This is a genomic window from Flavobacterium labens, assembly GCF_048286755.1.
In the GTDB taxonomy this organism is placed as follows: Bacteria; Bacteroidota; Bacteroidia; order Flavobacteriales; family Flavobacteriaceae; genus Flavobacterium.
Genome location: NZ_JBLVPL010000001.1, coordinates 347,003 through 367,190 on the forward strand (window position 1 = coordinate 347,003; position 20,188 = coordinate 367,190).

19 protein-coding genes are annotated in these 20,188 nt (G+C 33.3%); 4 read left to right on the forward strand and 15 right to left on the reverse strand.

The genetic code is table 11. The annotated features are described in order from the left end of the window. Positions 1 to 5: 5 nt before the first annotated feature. From ACNQF8_RS01440 to mraZ, 8 genes are all read right to left on the reverse strand, one after another. Positions 6 to 1,292 carry an FtsW/RodA/SpoVE family cell cycle protein gene (locus ACNQF8_RS01440; RefSeq protein ID WP_315206763.1) on the reverse strand — a complete coding sequence of 429 codons (1,287 nt, stop codon included), beginning with the start codon at positions 1,290 to 1,292 and terminating at the stop codon, positions 6 to 8. A 75-nt stretch (positions 1,293 to 1,367) separates the two neighbouring features. Further along, positions 1,368 to 2,699 (reverse strand): UDP-N-acetylmuramoyl-L-alanine--D-glutamate ligase, encoded by a 1,332-nt coding sequence (gene murD, locus ACNQF8_RS01445; protein ID WP_417952771.1) that lies wholly within the window; start codon positions 2,697 to 2,699, stop codon positions 1,368 to 1,370. A gap of 1 nt (position 2,700) precedes the next feature. After that, positions 2,701 to 3,930 (reverse strand): phospho-N-acetylmuramoyl-pentapeptide-transferase, encoded by a 1,230-nt coding sequence (gene mraY, locus ACNQF8_RS01450; RefSeq protein ID WP_417950505.1) that lies wholly within the window; start codon positions 3,928 to 3,930, stop codon positions 2,701 to 2,703. A gap of 6 nt (positions 3,931 to 3,936) precedes the next feature. Next, positions 3,937 to 5,400, reverse strand: coding sequence for a UDP-N-acetylmuramoyl-L-alanyl-D-glutamate--2,6-diaminopimelate ligase (locus ACNQF8_RS01455; protein WP_417950506.1), 1,464 nt, complete (start codon positions 5,398 to 5,400; stop codon positions 3,937 to 3,939). Then, positions 5,397 to 7,403 carry a penicillin-binding protein gene (locus ACNQF8_RS01460; protein WP_417952772.1) on the reverse strand — a complete coding sequence of 669 codons (2,007 nt, stop codon included), beginning with the start codon at positions 7,401 to 7,403 and terminating at the stop codon, positions 5,397 to 5,399. The genes ACNQF8_RS01455 and ACNQF8_RS01460 overlap by 4 nt, the downstream gene beginning before the upstream one ends. Beyond that, positions 7,394 to 7,741 (reverse strand): FtsL-like putative cell division protein, encoded by a 348-nt coding sequence (locus ACNQF8_RS01465; RefSeq protein WP_417950508.1) that lies wholly within the window; start codon positions 7,739 to 7,741, stop codon positions 7,394 to 7,396. Before ACNQF8_RS01465 ends, ACNQF8_RS01460 begins: the two co-directional genes overlap by 10 nt. Before the next feature lie 12 nt (positions 7,742 to 7,753). Beyond that, on the reverse strand, positions 7,754 to 8,662 hold the full coding sequence (rsmH, locus tag ACNQF8_RS01470) for a 16S rRNA (cytosine(1402)-N(4))-methyltransferase RsmH (protein ID WP_315206745.1): 909 nt from the start codon (positions 8,660 to 8,662) through the stop codon (positions 7,754 to 7,756). Beyond that, complete coding sequence (mraZ, locus tag ACNQF8_RS01475) at positions 8,637 to 9,110, reverse strand: division/cell wall cluster transcriptional repressor MraZ (protein WP_417950509.1); 474 nt, start codon at positions 9,108 to 9,110, stop codon at positions 8,637 to 8,639. The genes rsmH and mraZ overlap by 26 nt, the downstream gene beginning before the upstream one ends. Positions 9,111 to 9,491: 381 nt before the next feature. Between mraZ and ACNQF8_RS01480 the strand changes: the two genes are divergently transcribed. Both ACNQF8_RS01480 and yihA read left to right on the forward strand, forming a co-directional pair. Then, entirely contained in the window at positions 9,492 to 10,265 is a 774-nt protein-coding gene (locus ACNQF8_RS01480; protein WP_315206740.1) for an alpha/beta fold hydrolase, read from the forward strand. Positions 10,266 to 10,296: 31 nt separating this feature from the next. Beyond that, complete coding sequence (gene yihA / locus ACNQF8_RS01485; RefSeq protein WP_315206738.1) at positions 10,297 to 10,917, forward strand: ribosome biogenesis GTP-binding protein YihA/YsxC; 621 nt, start codon at positions 10,297 to 10,299, stop codon at positions 10,915 to 10,917. A gap of 80 nt (positions 10,918 to 10,997) precedes the next feature. Here the strand turns inward: yihA and gldC are convergent, their stop codons facing one another. Continuing rightward, positions 10,998 to 11,333 carry a gliding motility protein GldC gene (gldC, locus tag ACNQF8_RS01490; RefSeq protein WP_091165314.1) on the reverse strand — a complete coding sequence of 112 codons (336 nt, stop codon included), beginning with the start codon at positions 11,331 to 11,333 and terminating at the stop codon, positions 10,998 to 11,000. Further along, positions 11,333 to 12,289: a gliding motility lipoprotein GldB gene (gldB, locus tag ACNQF8_RS01495; RefSeq protein ID WP_417952773.1), complete on the reverse strand. Its 957-nt coding sequence runs from the start codon at positions 12,287 to 12,289 to the stop codon at positions 11,333 to 11,335. Before gldB ends, gldC begins: the two co-directional genes overlap by 1 nt. Before the next feature lie 100 nt (positions 12,290 to 12,389). On the opposite strand from gldB, the gene nadE reads away from it, so the two are divergent. Then, entirely contained in the window at positions 12,390 to 13,190 is an 801-nt protein-coding gene (nadE, locus tag ACNQF8_RS01500) for an NAD(+) synthase (RefSeq protein ID WP_417950511.1), read from the forward strand. A gap of 94 nt (positions 13,191 to 13,284) precedes the next feature. Further along, positions 13,285 to 13,914, forward strand: coding sequence for a LuxR C-terminal-related transcriptional regulator (locus ACNQF8_RS01505; protein WP_417950512.1), 630 nt, complete (start codon positions 13,285 to 13,287; stop codon positions 13,912 to 13,914). Between the two features lie 118 nt (positions 13,915 to 14,032). Here the strand turns inward: ACNQF8_RS01505 and dnaG are convergent, their stop codons facing one another. The 5 genes from dnaG to ACNQF8_RS01530 all read right to left on the reverse strand — a co-directional run bounded on the left by dnaG (position 14,033) and on the right by ACNQF8_RS01530 (position 20,188). Continuing rightward, a complete protein-coding gene (gene dnaG / locus ACNQF8_RS01510) occupies positions 14,033 to 16,009 on the reverse strand; it encodes a DNA primase (RefSeq protein WP_417950513.1) in 1,977 nt (658 codons plus the stop codon). A 132-nt stretch (positions 16,010 to 16,141) separates the two neighbouring features. After that, positions 16,142 to 17,734, reverse strand: coding sequence for a hypothetical protein (locus ACNQF8_RS01515; RefSeq protein ID WP_417950514.1), 1,593 nt, complete (start codon positions 17,732 to 17,734; stop codon positions 16,142 to 16,144). 34 nt (positions 17,735 to 17,768) lie between these two features. Next, positions 17,769 to 18,515, reverse strand: coding sequence for a hypothetical protein (locus tag ACNQF8_RS01520; protein ID WP_417950515.1), 747 nt, complete (start codon positions 18,513 to 18,515; stop codon positions 17,769 to 17,771). Continuing rightward, positions 18,502 to 19,062, reverse strand: a complete 561-nt coding sequence (locus ACNQF8_RS01525; RefSeq protein WP_417950516.1) for an RNA polymerase sigma factor — start codon at positions 19,060 to 19,062, stop codon at positions 18,502 to 18,504. The genes ACNQF8_RS01520 and ACNQF8_RS01525 overlap by 14 nt, the downstream gene beginning before the upstream one ends. 148 nt (positions 19,063 to 19,210) lie before the next feature. After that, a complete protein-coding gene (locus ACNQF8_RS01530; RefSeq protein ID WP_417950517.1) occupies positions 19,211 to 20,188 on the reverse strand; it encodes a polyprenyl synthetase family protein in 978 nt (325 codons plus the stop codon).

Sequence of the window (20,188 nt, forward strand, 5' to 3'; positions counted from 1 at the left end):
ACGACTTATTTATTTAAAACCGCATGCATTGGATTCTTAGCTTTATCTTCAATCGAATAATTCTCAGCCACAACCTGTTCCTCTTCTAATTCCCTGTCAATTAATTTTTGAAGTGCCTCTTCTCTTTTGGCAGTATCTTTCATTTCTTGGGCAATTTCTTCTTCTTTTTTCGTAACGCTAATGATGATCCCAAGTGCAAAACAAGTCATCCAGATGGAACTTCCTCCACTACTGATTAAAGGCAATGTTTGCCCAGTAACAGGTAATAATTCAACTGCAACTGCCATATTAACCATTGCCTGAAATATCATGGGGAAACCCAATCCTACAACTACTAATTTACCAAACAGTGAATTGGCTTTATGCGATGCTATTACAAATCGGAACAATAACAATAAATACAACGTCAACACTCCTAAACCACCTATAAGTCCATATTCTTCAACGATTATGGCAAAAATAAAATCGGAGGAAGATTGAGGTAAAAAGTTCTTTTGAACACTTTTTCCTGGACCTAATCCGTATATTTTACCGGAAGCTATCGCAATTTTAGCCTTCTCTATTTGATAATCATCTTCATCGGGTTTATCACTTGTAAAATTATCAATACGACTAATCCATGTATCGACACGGTTAGGAAAAGCATCCGGAAAAGCTTTAGCAACAAGGATAAAAAATGCAAGAAAAACTATTCCTGAACCTACTATAATTCCAATATAACGCAACGGATATTTCCCAATGAAAACCAACATCAGCACCATAGAGAATATCAATGCCGTAGTAGAAAAATTGGCTGGAAGAATGAATACCAAAGTAATGAATACCGGCAACCAAAGCTCCCAAATAGAAGATTTAAAAGAAATAGGAACTTCTCTGGTTTTAGACAAATAACGCGCTACAAAAATAAACAACACCATTGCTGCCAATGTTGAAGTTTGAAACGTAACCCCTATAAATGGCACCTGAATCCATCGACTGGCATTGGCACCAGCAATAACGGTTCCCTTTATTAACGTGTAGGCTAATAGTACCCAAACAATATACAACGCTCCTTTAGAAACAGCTTTGAAATAGTGATAAGGCACTTTATGGACCATAAAAATAATGGTGAAACCAATACAAATATGCACGATATGCTTAACCAAATAGCCTAATGTATTTCCGTTTCCTTGACCGATGTAAGCCAAATTACTACTAGCACTAAAAACAGGCATAAATGAAAACAAGGCCAATAAGGCCACGAATGACCAAATCCCTTTATCTCCTTTTAAATTGTTGACTAGTTGTTTCATTTTTTATTTGTTTAAAGTTTCATTTTGTTTAAAGTTTAAAGTTGCTCAACCTTAAACTTTAAACATTAAACTTTTCTATAAATTCTTAACTGCTTGTTTGAATTGTTTTCCTCTGTCTTCGTAGCTTTCGAATAAATCAAAACTGGCGCAAGCTGGTGACAATAAAACTGTATCCCCTTTTTCTGATAATCGTTGTGCCATTTTCACAGCATCATTCATATTATCCACTTCAATCATAATGTCTACAACATTACCAAAAACATCAATTATTTTTTTATTATCCACACCAAGGCAAATAATAGCTTTTACTTTCTCACGAACTAATGACATTAATTCATTGTAATCATTTCCTTTATCAACACCTCCTACTATCCAAACTGTAGGTGTATTCATGCTATCTAAAGCAAAAAAAGTAGCATTTACATTAGTTGCTTTTGAATCATTTATGTATTGTACATTTTGAATTTTCAATACTTTTTCAAGACGGTGTTCTACTCCCTGAAAATTAGATAAACTTTCACGTATTGTAGATTTTCTAATCTGCATCAATTTTGCCACAGAGGTTGCTGCCATTGCGTTTTTCATGTTATGTTTTCCTTCTAAGGCAATATGTTCTGTGTCCATTGTAAACTCTTCTTGATTGATTGAAATTTCCATTTTGTTGTTTTTTATATAAGCTCCTTCGCTGAAAGTTTTTGTCAATGAAAAAGGAATTAATTTGGCTTTTGTTGTATGTGTTTTAAACCATTCTGCAATGGCCTCGTCATCGGCATCATAAATGAGGTAATCTTCCTCAGTTTGATTCATCGTAATTCTAAACTTTGCATCAATATAATTTTCATATTTGTAATCGTATCGATCTAAATGATCTGGACTAATATTTGTAATAATGGCAATATGTGGCTTAAAATTTAAGATTCCGTCTAATTGAAAACTACTCAACTCCAGCACATAAGAATCGTATTTATTATCTGCTATTTGCCAGGCAAAACTCTTTCCAATATTTCCTCCCAGTCCTATATTTAATCCTGCTGATTTTAGCAAATGATGCGTAAGCATTGTTGTAGTTGTCTTTCCATTACTACCGGTTATCCCTATTATGGTTGCATCTGTAAAAGGTGCCGCAAACTCAATTTCTGACAATACTGAAATTCCTTTTTCTATAAGCTTCTTCACTATTGGAGATTTATCTGGAATTCCGGGACTTTTCATAACTACATCAGCATTCAAAATCAAATCTTCGGTATGCTTTTCCTCTTCCCAAGCTATTCCATTAATGATAAGAACCTCTTTGTAATTCCCTTTTATCTTTCCAAAATCAGATACAAAAACTTCATATCCTTTTTTCTTGCCCAGAATAGCAGTACCTACACCACTTTCGCTACCACCTAAAATTACTAGCCTCATACTATCTCAATTTTAAGGTAACAATTGATAATATGGCCAGCATTATGGCAACAATCCAGAATCGAGTTACTATTTTACTTTCGTGATAGCCTTTCTTCTGATAATGATGATGCAAAGGTGACATTAGAAATATTCTTCGGCCTTCGCCAAAGCGTTTCTTGGTATATTTAAAATAACTTACTTGTAAAACCACAGATAAATTTTCGACCAGAAAAATTCCGCATAATAAAGGAATCAGCATTTCTTTTCGAACGGCAATTGCCAAAACAGCGATAATTCCACCAATAGTCAAACTTCCTGTATCACCCATAAAAACCGATGCCGGATACGAATTGTACCAAAGAAATCCAATCAATGACCCTACAAATGCGGCAATAAAAACCGTCATTTCCCCCGAATTAGGGATGTACATAATATTCAAATAATTGGAAAAAATTATATTCCCCGAAACGAACGTAAATATTCCTAACGCCAGAACTGAAACAGCAGAAGTCCCTGCGGCAAGTCCATCGATACCATCCGTTAAATTAGCACCGTTAGAAACTGCCGTAATAATGAAAATTACAACCGGAATAAAAATCAACCAAGCCCATTTTTCATATCCCTCACCTGTCCATGCTAATAATTCAGCATAGTCAAATTCATTATTTTTAAAGAACGGAATTGTCGTAGCAGTAGATTTTTCCTCAACTGGAGCAGGTAAAATCACGGTTTCTGTTGGCACTCTAAAAATATCTGATGTTGAAGTATCCGTACGAACCGTTACACTAGGACTAAAATAAAGAACAGTTCCTACTATTAAACCAAGACCTACTTGTCCTACAACTTTGAATATTCCTTTTAAACCTTCTTTATCTTTCTTAAAAATTTTAATATAATCATCTATAAAACCAATTGTCCCCATCCAAAGTGTGGTTACAATCAATAAAACAATGTAAATATTATGCAGTTTTGCAAAAAGTACAACTGGAACCAGAGTGGCAAATATGATAATTAAGCCTCCCATTGTTGGCGTACCCGCTTTTTCGTTCTGACCTGCTAAACCAAGTTCACGAACGGTTTCCCCCACTTGTTGTCTTTGCAAAAAGCGTATGATTCTTTTTCCATAAATTGTAGACAATAACAACGAAAGCATCAACGCTAACGCAGATCTAAAAGTGATGTATTGAAAAACACCTGTTCCTGGAACATCTAATATTTTGTCTAAATATTCAAATAAGTAATACAGCATATTTTTCTATTTATGGAGTTGGTCTAATATTTCTTTAACTATTTTCATATCGTCAAAATCATGACGAATACCATTTATTTCCTGATACGTCTCATGCCCTTTCCCGGCAATTAAAATAATATCATTGGGCTGAGCCAATTGACATGCGGTTTTTATGGCTTGTTTCCTATCGGTTATAGTCAACATTTTTTTATAATTCTGAGGAGCAACACCTTGTTCCATTTCAGCAATAATAATTTCTGGGTCTTCATTTCTTGGATTATCCGAAGTGAAAATTGCTTTATCACTCAACTCAGATGCAATGCCAGCCATAATAGGTCGTTTGGTTTTATCTCTATTTCCTCCACAACCTACAACCGTGATTAATTGTTCGTTTTTTGAACGAATGTCATTAATGGTTTTTAGCACATTTTCTAAGGCATCCGGCGTATGCGCATAATCTACAATTGCCGTAATATTTGAAGCAGAAACAATAAATTGAAAACGCCCTGAAACACTTTCTAAATCGGATAACAATCGAAGTACTTCCAGACTATCCATTCCAAGTTCAACCGCAGTACCATAAATTGCCAATAAATTATATGCATTAAATGTTCCTATCAGTTTTACCCAAACTTCATTTCCGTTTATTTTTAACAACAAACCTGACAGTTGATTTTCAAGAATTTGCGCTTTATAATCAGCATATGATTTTAAGGCATAAGTCAATTTTTTAGCCACAGTATTCTGTAACATCACTTGACCATTTTTATCATCAATATTGGACAGTGCAAATGCTGTTTTAGGCAAATTATCGAAAAACGATTTTTTTACATCTCTATATTCTGCAAACGTGGGATGGTAATCCAAATGATCGTGCGACAAATTGGTAAAAATACCGCCAACAAAATGCAATGCTTCGGTTCTTTTTTGATGAATCCCATGAGAACTCACTTCCATAAAACAGTATTCAATCCCGTTTTCAACCATTTCAGCTAGATAATGATTTATAGTAATTGAATCTGGAGTCGTGTGAGTCGCTTTATATTCAACATCGTCAACTAAAATTTTTACTGTAGAAAGTAAACCAACTTTATAACCCGCTTTTTTGAATAATTGGTACAATAAAGAAGCAATGGTAGTTTTACCGTTTGTACCTGTAATTCCAACTAATTTCAAGTTTTGTGAAGGATCTCCAAAATAATTTGCAGCCATAAATGCCAAGGCAGAATTCGTGTCTTTTACCTGAACATAGGTAATTCCTTTGGCAATATTCTCTGGAAATGTATCGCATATAACCGCTACAGCTCCTAGCTCAATTGCTTTTTCTATAAAATCGTGTCCATCAGAAATGGAACCACGAATAGCCACGAAAATATCATTAGTCTCGATTTTTCTAGAATCGAAATCCATTTTATTAATGGCAATATCCGTCGAGCCTTTTACGGCTTCGATAGCTACTTTATACAATATATCTTTTAATATACTCATGATAATTCCAATAGTATAGTTGTATTTTTTACAATATTCTGACCCGCAGCAAGTGATTGTTTTTTCACTTTACCAACTCCTGTAACCTTAACTTTTATGCCCAAATTGCCTAATAAAGCGACAGCATCCATCCCTGACATTCCTTTCACATTAGGAATTAATTGCATCTTCTTTTCTGATTTTACAAAGTAAGAATCATAATTATTTTCTTGTTTTTGTATTTTTCTATTTAGGTTTTTAATCTCATTTGTTGAAGGCGCATCTGTGAAAATCTTTTGCGCAATCCTCTTAAAAACTGGTCCGGCAACATCCGCTCCATAATAATTATTCATAGATGTATTTGGTGCATGAACAACAACAATGCAAGAATATTTAGGATGTTCAGCAGGAAAAAACCCTACGAAAGATGAAATATAATGTTTGTCATTTCCGCCATTTTTTCCATAATTAGCTTGCGCTGTTCCTGTTTTTCCTGCCATAGAAAAATCTTTAGAATATAGCTTTGCGCCTGTTCCTCTTTTTACCACATTTGACAACAACGCTTTTAGTTTTTTGATAGTTCCATCAGAACAAATCTTCGGATTGATAATTTGTTTATCATATTTCTTGATGGTTTTATTCCATTCTTTAATTTCTGAAACGAATTGTGGTTTTACCATTTCTCCATTATTTGCAACAGCATTATACAAAGTCAAAGTTTGCAGAGGTGTCATTGCTACACTATATCCAAAAGCCATCCATGGTAAAATATTAGGATTCCAATTTTTATCTGATGTTTGATGAACAATAGGTTTTCCTTCACCTTGAAAGGGCAATCCAAGAGGTTTATTCAAACCCATTTTATTTATTCTATCGATAAATTGTTGTGGATTATTTTTATAATTTTCTACAACAGCTTGAACTAAAATAGTATTGGAAGAAACTTCAAAGCCTTTTCCAAGCGAAATTTTCCCATATCCACCTTCATGCGAATCACGAACTTTATCTCCTCTGTAAGTAATAACGCCACCATGACTATCGTAAACCTTAGATGTATCGACTTTGTTATCATCCAAAAGCGCAATCATATCCACCAATTTGAATGTAGAACCTGGCTCGTGAGATTCTGCAACAGCATAATTTATAGTTTCGTAGTAGTTACCAGATTTTTCGTCTCTTCCCAAATTAGAAATTGCTTTAACCTGACCTGTTTTGGTTTCCATAACCACTACACAACCGTGTTCAGCGCCATATTCTTCCAATTGTTTCAACAAGGCATGATGCGCAATATCTTGTATGTAAACATCAATAGTTGAAATTACATCATATCCATCTCGCGGATCAACTTCGTTTACATCACGAATGGGTTTCCATTGTCCTTTTGCAATTTTTTGTTTTAAAATTTTACCGTCTTTTCCGTTTAGATATTTTCCAAAAGCACCTTCTATTCCTACTCGTTTTAATTGACCACTTTCGTCAATTCTATCGTAACCAATGGTTCTTTCAGCAATTTTGCCAATAGGGTGTTCTCTTACCGTTTCTTGTTCAATTATAATTCCGCCCTTGTAAGCTCCCAAATTAAACAACGAAAACCCTTTGATTTTAGAATACTGGGTATAACTTAATTTACGGGCAACTAAATAATATCTGTTCTTATTTGCCCTGGCTTTTCTTAATTCGTTTTCAAAAAAATTAGATGGTTTTCCTAAAACTGAAGCCAACGAATCTGACAATGATTTAACATTTTTTTCAAATGCTTCAGCTTTTGGAGCAACAGCATCAAAACGTATTTCATAATTAGGAATAGAAGTAGCCAAAAGACTTCCGTCGGCAGAATAAATATTTCCTTTATTTGCTGGAATCACAAAATTCTTAACGGTTCTTTCCTTGGCTAATTTTCTATAATAATCACCTTCGACCCATTGAATATTTGTCAACTTTACAGCAATAGCAATTGCCATCAAAAAGATAGCGAATGCAACCAGATAAATTCTGTACGATATGTATTTATCTTCTACTGCCATATTTTTTTGAAAAAGCTTTTTTCTTCTTCTTTTTTAACTTTTATTTTTATTGGAGGAACTGTTGACGGAAAAATTTCTTTCTCTATCATTTTTTGAGACACAGTTGATTCCATTTTTAATTTCATTAATTCTGAGCGTCTGTCCACAAATTCTGAACGCAACTCTTTAACCTGATTTGTCAACTCTGCAATCCGAAAAACTTTCTGCTCAAATCGCTGTGTATTGGCAATCATTACAATCGCCAATAGGATTACAAAAACAATAAACCGCCAGTTTTTTACCGCATCATCATTTATAAGAAACCGCGCTTTCAATAGGCTGTAAACTCCGTTTTTCATTTTTATGACTAATTATATCTTTTCGGCAATTCTCAATTTGGCACTCCTTGCTCTGTTGTTCTCTTTTATCTCAGCATTATCCGGAACGATTAATTTACCAACTGTTTTAAATGGCACAGAAAAATTACCAAAAAAATCACGCTCAGGTTCCCCTTCAAACATTCCGTTTTTCATAAATCTTTTCACCAAACGGTCTTCTAATGAATGATATGATATCACGCTTAATCTTCCGCCAGGATTTAATATTTCTAAGGATTGTTCCAAAAATTCTTTCAAAACATCCATTTCCTGATTCACTTCAATTCGGATAGCCTGATAGATTTGAGCTAATATTTTATTTCGAACTCTTTCTGGTAAATATCTCGCCAAGACCTCTTTCAATTCATCAGTCGTCTTGATTGGCTGTTCTTCTCTGGCTTCTATAATTGTTCTTGCCAAAGCAGGTGCATTTTTTAATTCACCATAATCCAAGAACACTCTTTTTAAATTCACATCATCATATTCATTGACAACCCGATAGGCATTCAAATCATTTTTCTGACTCATTCTCATATCCAACTCCGCATCAAAGCGAGTAGAAAAACCTCTTTCAGGAACATCAAATTGATGAGACGAAACTCCTAAATCTGCCAAGATTCCATCAACACTTTTCACACCATAAAAACGCAAAAACCGTTTTATAAAACGGAAATTCTCATTAATAAGCGTAAACCTTTCATCAGGCAAGGCATTCGCCAAAGCATCTTCATCCTGATCGAAAGCAAACAGCTTTCCGTTTGGCCCGAGTCTTTTCAAAATTTCTTTCGAATGTCCTCCACCGCCAAAAGTCACATCTACATAAATGCCGTCTGGCTTAATATTTAAACCATCTACTGATGCCTGAAGCAAAACCGGATTATGATATTCCATTGTCGTCGTCATTTATATTTCCCATTACTTCTTCTGCTAAATCTGCAAAATCAACATCCTCACCATTTATTGATTTTTCGTATAAATCTTTATCCCAAATCTCAACAATATTCACTGCCGATGAAAACACAACTTCCTTAGCAATACTTGCAAATACCACCAAATCCTTTGGCACTAATAACCTACCTAAAGCATCTATTTCAACCACTTTAACCCCAGCAGTAAATCTGCGGATAAAGTCATTGTTTTTCTTCACGAACCGATTCAGTTTATTGATTTTTTGCATCATCAAATCCCATTCATTCATAGGATACAACTCTAGACATGGTTGAAAGACGGAACGCTTCAAAACAAAACCGTTTTGAAGTGAAGCAGCCAATTGCTTTTTTAAAGGCGCTGGCAACAGCAACCTCCCTTTAGCATCGACTTTACATTCATATGTTCCAATAATTGTATCCAATCAAAAAGTTTTAAATGATGTAGAGCAAAAATATAAAAAATATTACCACAATTTACCACTATATCCCACTTTGTTAATAAGTTTAACCACTTCCAGCCAAAAACCCTTAATTTTTAGACAGTCAGAACGTTAGGTCACTTTTGTTTTATTTGTAAGAAAGGTAATGTTATTGAAAAAAGGAGGTGAAATACAATGATATTTCAATTTAAAATGACAAGAACAAGCTCGAAATAAATGAAATTTGAAGCCCGAATAAGCAAATAAAGAGACCTCTATTTTTACCACGACCCGCATAATTTTACAATTAAAATTGTTGTAAAAATTCTTTTTTATTTATTAAATCCTATATTTGTCAAAATTGAAAATCCGCATTCAAAAAAAATGGAAAAACACTATAAAAAAGAAGGTAGATATAGCTATTATGAAGCAGGCGAAGGAACTCCAATTGTCATCTTGCACGGGCTAATGGGTGGACTTAGCAACTTTGATGCTGTTGCAAGTTACTTTTCTACAAAGGGATATAAAATAATCATTCCAGATTTACCTATATACACTCAAAACATTTTAAAAACGAATGTAAAAAGTTTTGCAAAATATGTTAAAGATTTCATCACATTCAAAGGACTTGACAGAGTAATTCTTTTAGGAAATTCATTAGGTGGCCATATTGCTTTATACCACACTAAAATGTATCCTGAAAAAGTAGCCGGCCTTGTAATAACCGGAAGTTCTGGTCTTTATGAAAGCGCAATGGGCGACAGCTATCCTAAAAGAGGTGATTATGAATACATCAAGAAAAAAGCTGAGGATGTATTTTATGATCCAAAAGTAGCTACCAAAGAACTTATTGATGAAGTTTACGAATCTGTAAATGACAGAATAAAATTGATAAAAACACTGACAATTGCAAAAAGTGCGATTCGTCATAATATGGCAAAAGATTTGCCAAAAATGCATGTTCAAACCTGTATAATTTGGGGAAAAAACGATAAAGTTACACCTCCTGATGTTGCAGAAGAATTCAATAAATTATTACCTAATTCTACCTTATATTGGATAGATAAATGTGGTCATGCTGCTATGATGGAGCATCCTGATGAATTCAATCGTTTATTAGAAGACTGGCTAACAAACACGCATTTATCAGTACACTAATCCCAAAAGGAGAATTTTACACCTAGAAAAAATGAAAATTAATACTGCCGAATTTGTTATCAGCAACTCCGATGTAGCCAAATGTCCGAAAGACTTTTTGCCGGAATATGCTTTTATAGGCCGATCAAATGTTGGGAAATCCTCTTTGATAAACATGCTAACGAATCATAAAAAGTTAGCTAAAACTTCAGGAAGACCAGGAAAAACACAATTAATTAATCATTTTTTGATTAACAGCAATTGGTTTCTTGTAGATTTACCAGGTTATGGTTATGCTAAAGTTTCTAAAAAAACGAAATCAATTTTTCAGGAATTTATTACTGACTACTTCGAAACAAGAGAACAATTAGTTTGTGCATTTGTTCTGATTGATATTCGTCATGAAGCGCAAACCATAGATATTGAATTCATGTCCTATATGGGCGAAAGTGAAATTCCTTTTTGTATTGTTTTTACCAAAGCAGACAAAATCAGTAAAGTAAAAATCGATTCTCATATTGCGGCTTACAAAAAGAAAATGTTCGCTAACAATTGGGCCGAAATGCCTCATTATTTTGTTACTTCCGCAACAGAATCTACCGGAAAAGAAGAGTTATTAACCTATATTGACGAAGTAAACCAAGAGGTTTTTAAAAATAATAATCAATTTTAGAAACTACATTTTATTATATAAAAAAATCCAAAAACTTATAATTTAGTTTTGGGATTTTTTGTTTTGATTTAGAATCTATTCTATTTTGTCAACTCCAATTTTTCCGCAAAATAATCACAGAAATCTTTCATGGTATCAGCCATTTTTTCGTCATCAGTAGCACGTTTAAATGTTTCAGACATTGCCACTAAAGTCTGGTGAAAGAAAATTTTCATTTCATCAACTGGCATATCTTTAGTCCATAAATCAATTCGCATACTTTCTTTAGCCTTGCTGTCCCAGATAGACAACATAATTGCTTTTGCTTCTTCTTGTTCTACTCCACCGTCTTTTGCAGACCACATTAATTTTTCCGGAACACGATTTTCATCTAACTCAATTAGAAACTTAATTTCTGATGTATTTTTATTCGACATTACTTTTTGGGTTTGTATTTTGATTTAACAAATATTTCTTTTGCATTGGTTTTTAATAAATCTACCAAAGGCACATCATTATTTTTCATATAAGAGCGTACCATTTGCCATCCTATCCAGGAACCAACCTGACCTGGGGAATCATTATCAATTTCTAAATAAAATTTAGAAAATGGAGCCGGATTTATAAACCGGGAAATTAATTTTTGATCATTACTGTAAAGCATTTCTTTTTCAATAAAATAACGCCACATATAACTTTCATTTTCTTGGCACCATATAATTTGCGCAGGAGAATATCCCATTTTTTCAGCATCGGTATAATCCGGCAAAAGTAAGTCTTTTAAGTACAATTGCTTTCCATAATAAATCATTTGACTTAGCAAATCTTTGTCTAAAACAGGTGGAATATTACGTGCTGAAAAACTCGATACTACATCAGGTGCGATTTGTCTTTCCTCAAAATTTTGCTTTAAATAATTTGGAAACTGATAAAACTTATGATCCTTCCCTAAATATAATTCGAGCGAAATTACAACTAAACTATCCGCATAAATAGCTTTGTTTTTATAATCCATTTCAGAGATTACAGTGATTACTTTGGGTGTTTTTGTCTTAGGAAAATAATATTTGATGTGCTTAAAAAGTGTTTCTAACTCTAATTTTACTGGTTCAAAATCACCATATTTTTTTTGTACTTCTATGTACAATTCTCTCCATAACGGATCTTGCATTTTATTCAACCAAACACTATTGTCATTTCCTGGAGGAAAAAAAAACGGAAATTGTTTTTTTACTGTTTCTAAATCCTGTGGTGGAGTTTCAAAAAATATTTTATCAAAGCGTTCCACTTTTACTTCCAAAGGAATTGCAGTAACAGCACTTTCTACTTTATTTTTCTTATCACAAGATAAAATAAAGAGACAAAAGACTACAAGAAACAGATATTTTTTCATATATATTAATTAAATTTGTTTCCAAAGAATCTAGGGAAACGAATGCGCAACAAATTTATTTTGCAAATATACATTCCTGATTTTTAAAACGTAAACTATTATGACTAAAAAAAGCACATTACAAGTTGAAAAAGTGAATGCCCACATCGTAAATTGGTTAAAAACATATGCAGAAAATGCAAAAGTAAATGGTTTTGTAATTGGGATTTCCGGAGGAGTAGATTCGGCAGTTACCTCAACATTATGTGCACAAACAGGATTAAAAGTTTTATGCGTTGAAATGCCCATCCATCAAGCACAAAGTCATGTAACTCGAGGACGGGAGCATATTGAGCAATTAAAAAAAAGATTTCCAAATGTATCCAGCATTGAAGCTGATTTAACCTCTGTTTTTGAAACTTTCAAGACAGTTGTGCCAGATGTCTCGGATACAGCAAAACTTCATTTATCGCTTGCTAATACTCGAGCACGATTAAGAATGACAACTCTGTATTACTTTGCTGGGATTCATTCTTTATTGGTCGCCGGAACTGGAAATAAAGTAGAAGATTTTGGAGTGGGTTTCTATACAAAATATGGTGATGGCGGAGTTGATTTAAGTCCTATCGCAGATTTAATGAAGTCTGAAGTGTTTCTTTTAGGAAGTTATTTAAAAGTTCCAGACTCCATTTTAAATGCATCACCTACTGATGGATTATTTGGAGATGAAAGAACCGATGAAGATCAATTAGGCGCCAGTTATGACGAACTGGAATGGGCAATGACCCAAGATGAAGCTGGACAATCTTCGGATGCTTTTTCAGGAAGAGAAAAGGCTGTTTTCGAGATTTATAAGCGATTAAACACTATCAATCAACATAAAATGACAGCAATTCCTGTTTGTTTTATCCCAAAAGAATAAAGAAGTCACATTTTATATTGATTTACAATTAATTACAGAATTTATTTATTAATTTTACATTTCCAATAACAAATAATTCTAAAAATTTAAAATCATGATTAAAGTATGTATAGCCGACAATTATCCTGTTGTGCATTTTGGAGTAAAATCTTACTTTAAAGATAATGCAGACATATCAATAGTTGCCAATGTTGGTAATTTTTTGATGGTACGGGATATACTTTTAACTAAAGAGATTGATGTCTTAGTTTTAGATTTGGAGCTGGAAGGTCTTTCCAGTATTTTTGAGGTCAAAGCAGTCTTGAAAAATTTTCCAAAAACTAAAATTATCATTTTCAGTGGTCTTTCAGAACAAATTTATGCCCCTAATGCTATTAAAGCGGGAGTTTCAGGATTCATCCACAAAAAAGAAAAACTAGAAACTTTAGGAGTTTCAATTATCAAAGTCCACCAAGGAAAGATAATTATAAATGAAACCGTAAAGAAAAATCTAGCACTAATTGCAAAACAAAGTAAGAGTGAACGCTTATATCGTAAGCTTTCTAATCGTGAAGTAGAAGTTTTACGCTATCTAAGTGACGGGAAGAAAAATCATGAGATAGCTGATATTCTAAAACTAAACGAAAAAACAATTAGTACGTACAAATTACGATTACTTACAAAACTAAATGTTACTAATTTAGTAGACTTGGTAAACAAAGCAAAAACTTTAGAGATCGTTTAGTACCGCGACATAACTCTCCCTAATTTTTTTGAAAACGAATGGACTAATATATTATAATCCATAACCATAGACAAAGGCTCTGTGTTATCTGAACCAGCTTCAGATGATAGAGAGCTTTTTAATGATATCTCACTACTACTCTGCCAGTTTTATAAGAGAACTTTGTTTTAAGTTTAATATAATCCATTATTTCAGCTATTACCTCACTATTATCTATTTCAGATTCTTTTGAAACTGAGTTCTTAGCATTTTCTATAAATTGACTAATCAAATACCATCTTAACGTAAATAAATTATCTGTTACATTTTGATTCAATTGCTCTAATTTAGTTTTCGGAAAAATATTTTGTCCTTCCCAATTATGCAATACATATTTCTCATTATTCATCACAATATCAGTAATTATTTGAGCAAATTCCGGTTTCAAATGCATTAGATATCTCTCTAAATTAAAATTATCATTTTGCAAATAAACACTTATTACATCATTATAAATTTCTTTAAACAAACCAGTTGCAAATTCTATTTCATCCTCCTGTAGACTTAAATATATTTCTTCATAAACCTTTCTTTCTCTCTTTACAAGTACTTCCCCAACTTCCCCTTCGGGATTAGTTCCAATCAATACCCCTTCAAATTTTTCAGAAATATTTCCGTATGATAAAAGTATGTTTATAATTTCACATTCTACAATACCCAAAGTATCTACTTTTTCAGCATCAACAGGATTTTCATTTTTTACAACTTCGAAAGCTTTTTGCTCTTGTTTTTGTTTTTTTCCAACTTCAACAACATCTTTTTGCACCAATTGCGCTAAGGTACTCACAAGCACTTGCTCTGAAATATCCATAATTCGGGAACATTCCTGAATATAAATTTCGCGTTGAATTCTATCCGGAATTTTCGAAATACTGACTACCATATCTCGAATCAAGTCTGCTTTTTTTATGGGATCATTCTTGGCTTCATTCATCAAAAGCGATGCTTTGAACTGAATGAAATCTTTAGCATTATTTTCAAGGTATAAAACTAAATCATCATAAGATGTTTTTTTGGCAAAACTATCCGGGTCTTCTCCGTCAGGAAAAGTGCATACTTTTACATTCATTCCTTCTTCAAGAATCAAATCGATTCCTCGAATGGAAGCACGCAAACCGGCCGCATCACCGTCAAAAAGAACGGTAATATTTTTTGTCAATCTATTTACTAATCGGATTTGATCTGGCGTCAAAGCTGTCCCTGAGGAAGCGACAACATTTTCAATTCCAGATTGATTGAACTGAATTACATCCGTATACCCTTCGACTAAATAACAATTATTCAGTTTCGCAATGGATTGTTTGGCTTGAAAAATACCATACAACACTTTACTTTTATGGTAAATTTCACTTTCGGGTGAATTTAGGTATTTTGCGGCTTTTTTATCATTGGTAAGAATCCTTCCTCCAAAACCCAAAACTCTTCCTGACATACTTTGTATTGGGAACATCACACGCCCTTTAAACCTATCGAAAGGCCTGTCTTCTCTGGGAATTGTGAGCCCTGTACTTTCCAGAAACTCTAATTTATATCCTTTGCCTAATGCTTCCTTAGTAAAAGCATCCCAAGCTTCTGGGGAATAACCCAATCCAAATTTCTTTATGGTTTCATTGGTAAAACCCCGTTCTTTAAAATAAGAATAGCCAATTGCTTTCCCTTCTTCAGAGTTTAAAAGTGTATTATGGAAATAGGTTTTTGCAAATTCTGAAACCAAATACATACTTTCTCGAACATCAGTATTGGCTTTTTCCTCATCCGTTTGCTCCGTTTCCTCGATTTCGATATTATACTTTTTGGCTAAATACCGAATAGCTTCCGGATATGTGAACTTTTCGTGTTCCATCAAGAAAGCCACGGAATTCCCCCCTTTTCCAGAACTGAAATCTTTCCAAATTCCTTTGGCTGGAGATACCATAAATGATGGCGAACGCTCTTCAGAAAATGGACTTAGCCCTTTAAAGTTACTTCCTGCTCGTTTTAATTGCACAAAATCACCGATAACCTCCTCTACTCGGGCGGTTTCGAAAACAGTATCAATAGTGGCTTTTGAAATCAAATTGGATAAAATATTTAATAATTGAAAAGTCTGTAAAAATACGCAAATCAAAGTTGATAATTCAATATCTAAAACAAAAAAAGCACTTCTTTCAAAGTGCTTTTCAAAGTATAAAACTAACTAAAACAATTTCTAATTAAAATCAAAACGCAATCCTACAGAAACATTATTTTGCTTCACTGCATTGTCTTTAAACAATGGATTTAAATCATATTTCAAGTACAAACTGGTAGCTTTATATCCTACGTAAGTACTCAATCCATATATAAAACTATCAACATTAAAATCACCTTTAGTTATTTCTCTTGACTTATACCCATCAATATCATAATTTATATGTTGCTTCGATTTTAGATTTGTACCAACGTATCCTCCTAAACCAACACGGAAACTATCGTGTGTTTTAAAATAGGTCTTCCCATCTCTTTCTTTGGATTTTGTGAAGTCAAATTCTAAGTGCACTGGAAATACTAAATTTACATTCTTGAAACGAGTATCATCCTGACGAATTGGATTTACCTCCAGATTTATTTGGTCTCCATCCGCTACAAAATACCTATTATCTGTAGCTCGCAAATTATTATACATCACTGAAAATCCATATTTTGCATGCAATAGATTATTGTTTTTTAAAATTCTGGTATTATAAGTTACTCCCCATTCATAAAAATGAGAACCTAAATACCTGAAATCTGATTTTTGAATAGAGCCATCGGTCACTACATTATTCAATCCAGTAGCTAATACCAATTGTGAAGTAGTTCTTTTAGATTGGCGTTCTTCTTTATCTTCCTGACCATTATAAACCTTCATGGAGGTGATATTAATTTCAGTTTGAGAACCAATTGAATTTGGATTGTTACCTAGAATAATTGTTCGACCTCCGCTTCTATGATCCTTTTCATCTGTTACTTTTCCATCAACTTTATCTTGCACCAATTGATTTAACTTTGCTTGTTCAACACTCACTTTTGCCTCAATGGCTGAAGCATGAATTTTTGCTTTTTGCATTTTAAGGTCACTTGCTTGCTCCTTAGTGACAACACCTTTTTCTAAGTCATTGTCTATTAATTCCACAGCCGCTTTTAAGGCATTTTTTTCATTATCTGTAATGGCTTTAATTTCGTTACTAATAGCTTTGGCTTTGGTTTCAAAGGAAATTGCTTTATGGTCTCTTCCTTTATTTTGTCCAGTTTCTTCAAGGGAATCCTCAACTATTTCTATTGCTACATCCTTAAACCAAATTTGCCCAGTTTCATTTAATAAAACACCATACGAAATAGCTGTTGCCTCAGTTGGAACATATAAAACTACCTCATATTTAGTCCAATCCTTAGTTCCTTTGATGGGTCTTCTTTGCATATTATCAAAAGCTAAAACTGCTGCAGTATAATAATCTACTCGCATCCACAAACCTGCCCATGACTTTACATTTTCACTTTTTACATATGCAGTCATTTTGACTGTTTTTCCTAAAAATGCATCCGGTTGTATGGTTTTCATTATAGTACCAAAACCATTCGTTTTACTTTGAATCGATTTAATTTTGTAAACCGTTTGATTGTTTTTTTCAGCCCCTGCATCTGATCCCATTTCATAACTTTCTGCTTTTGAACCCCTATAATGCCAGTCTGAACTGTTTTTTATAGCGTCTACTCCTTGAGCATTTACCTTACTTAGTAAGGAAAGCAACACAATTGTTGTGATTAAAATAATTTTTTGCATGATTTTCGTTTTTTGATTGATGATTGATTTTGATTTATTCTTCGTAATTTCTATTAACTAAAACTGTTTTTATAGCATTAAAATTCTTGTTGAATTTATTCAATGCAGACTCTCTAAATGATTGATTTAATTCTGTTTCAGCATTTGCCAATAAACTGTTTGGATTTACTGAAATAACTGTTCTAGTTTTTTCAATTGCTTTATCAGTAGCTTTTGGTTCAAATTTAGTATTCGTAACTTCTGCTAATAATTTTTCTGCTGAAATATATTTATTTACACTTCTTGATTGGTAATTCTTGTTTTCAGAAGAATTAACTACAGCCTCATTCTCTTTTGATTGATTGATGATTAAAACATCTTCTTCTGTATTATTAAGTTGCTTTGGCTGCTTTTTTAGATTATTATTGTCAGCAACAACTTTATGTGTCTCTACTGTTGTTTTTTGAACTTGGCTAGGCAAAATACCTTCATTGATTATTTCTGGCGCTTCTAAATTATTTCTATCTGTTTTTTCTTCTAGAACTATGGGAGTAGTTGGATCTATTTTCACAGTGTCAAATCCATTAAAAAAAATGGTCCCTAACAATAAAAACCCAACAAAACTTGCGGCTATAAACATCCAAGGGAATTTAGCTTTTGGTTTTTGCTTCGCTTGTTCGCTATTGCTCGGTTCAGCAGCCGTAAGCATTGCATCCAATTTGCTCCAAGCCATTTCTGATGGTTTGATTTCCCTAGAATTTAATAGCTCTTTGAACTGTGTTTCTAATTTATTCGGTTCCATAACTGTAATTTTTTAAGGTATTAATCTGTGCTTGCAGCATTTTCCTGGCATGTGATAATTGCGATTTTGAAGTCCCTTCATTAATCCCTAACATACTAGCAATTTCATGATGTTTAAATCCTTCGATAGCATATAAATTGAAAACCATTTTATATCCATCCGGCAAACTATCAATCAAAAATTGGATATCGTCTATTGAAAATTGGCTTTCGATATTATTGAAACTTTCTTCAAAATAGGTTTCATCTTCACTATACTTTAGCTTTTTTTCAACTCGGATAAAAGAAATACATTCATTGACCATAATTCTTCTAATCCAACCTTCGAAACTTCCTTTGTGCTGAAAATTCTTCAGATTCGTAAACACTTTCATAAAAGCAGTAATCATGATATCTTCGGCCTGATGAATGTCTTTTATATATTGGCGGCAAATGCTTAACATTTTTGGAGAAAACTTAGTATAAATCTGCTGTTGTGCCTGCCGATTGTTTTCGACAGCTAACTGGATTAATTCATTTCCCTCCTGATGTAAGTTGATTACTTTCAAAATTTTTATAAAGTGTTTCTATAAGTATAGACGATTGACGATGCAAAAAGGTTGCATCTTAAATAGAAAAAATTTTGATTTTAAAATTAAAAAAACAAAAAAGTCAATAAGACTGGTAGTTAACGAGAAAAAAATATTTAAAAAAAAATTATTTTTTTCTTTCAATTACATAATTTACCATCAAAATCAGCGCATCTTTAAACTCAGAATCAGAATAATTATCTAAAAGCAAAAGGGCTTCTTGCTGAAATTCTATCATTTTTTGTTCTGCATAAAGTAATCCGTTATTTTTTTTTACAAAAGCAATAACTTCTTTGACGCGTTTTTTATCTTTATTATGGTTTTTAATAGAATTGATAAGCCAGCTTTTTTCTTTGGAAGTGCACGTATTCAAAACATGAATAAGAGGCAGCGTCATTTTTTGTTCTTTGATGTCAATTCCGGTTGGTTTACCAATGGCTTCATCGGTATAATCGAATAAATCATCTTTTATTTGAAAAGCCATTCCAATGAGTTCTCCAAACTTGCGCATATTCTCAACTTGAAGTTCATCTTCAATAACGGATCTTGCACCAAGAGCACAACAGGCAGCAATAAGTGTTGCTGTCTTTTTCCGAATGATTTCGTAATAAACGTCTTCTGTAATATCAAGTCTTCGGGCTTTTTCAATTTGAAGTAACTCGCCTTCACTCATTTCGCGTACAGCGACAGAAATAATTCGGAGTAAATCAAAATCTCCATTATCGATAGAAAGCAACAATCCTTTGGACAATAAATAATCACCCACAAGTACCGCAATTTTATTTTTCCAAAGTGCATTCAACGAGAAAAAACCTCTTCTGCGGTTGCTATCATCCACTACATCATCGTGAACTAATGTCGCAGTATGTATCAGTTCAATAACACAAGCTCCGCGATACGTTCGTTCATTTACTATTCCGGCCGAAACCATTTTGGCCGTTAGAAAAACAAACATAGGACGCATTTGTTTTCCTTTGCGGTTTACTATGTAATAGGTAATTCTATTGAGTAGAGCCACTTGTGAAGTCATCGATTCATAGAACTTTTTTTCAAAAAGTTCCATTTCATTGAAAATGGGCTGTTTTATTTGTGAAGTGACATTCAT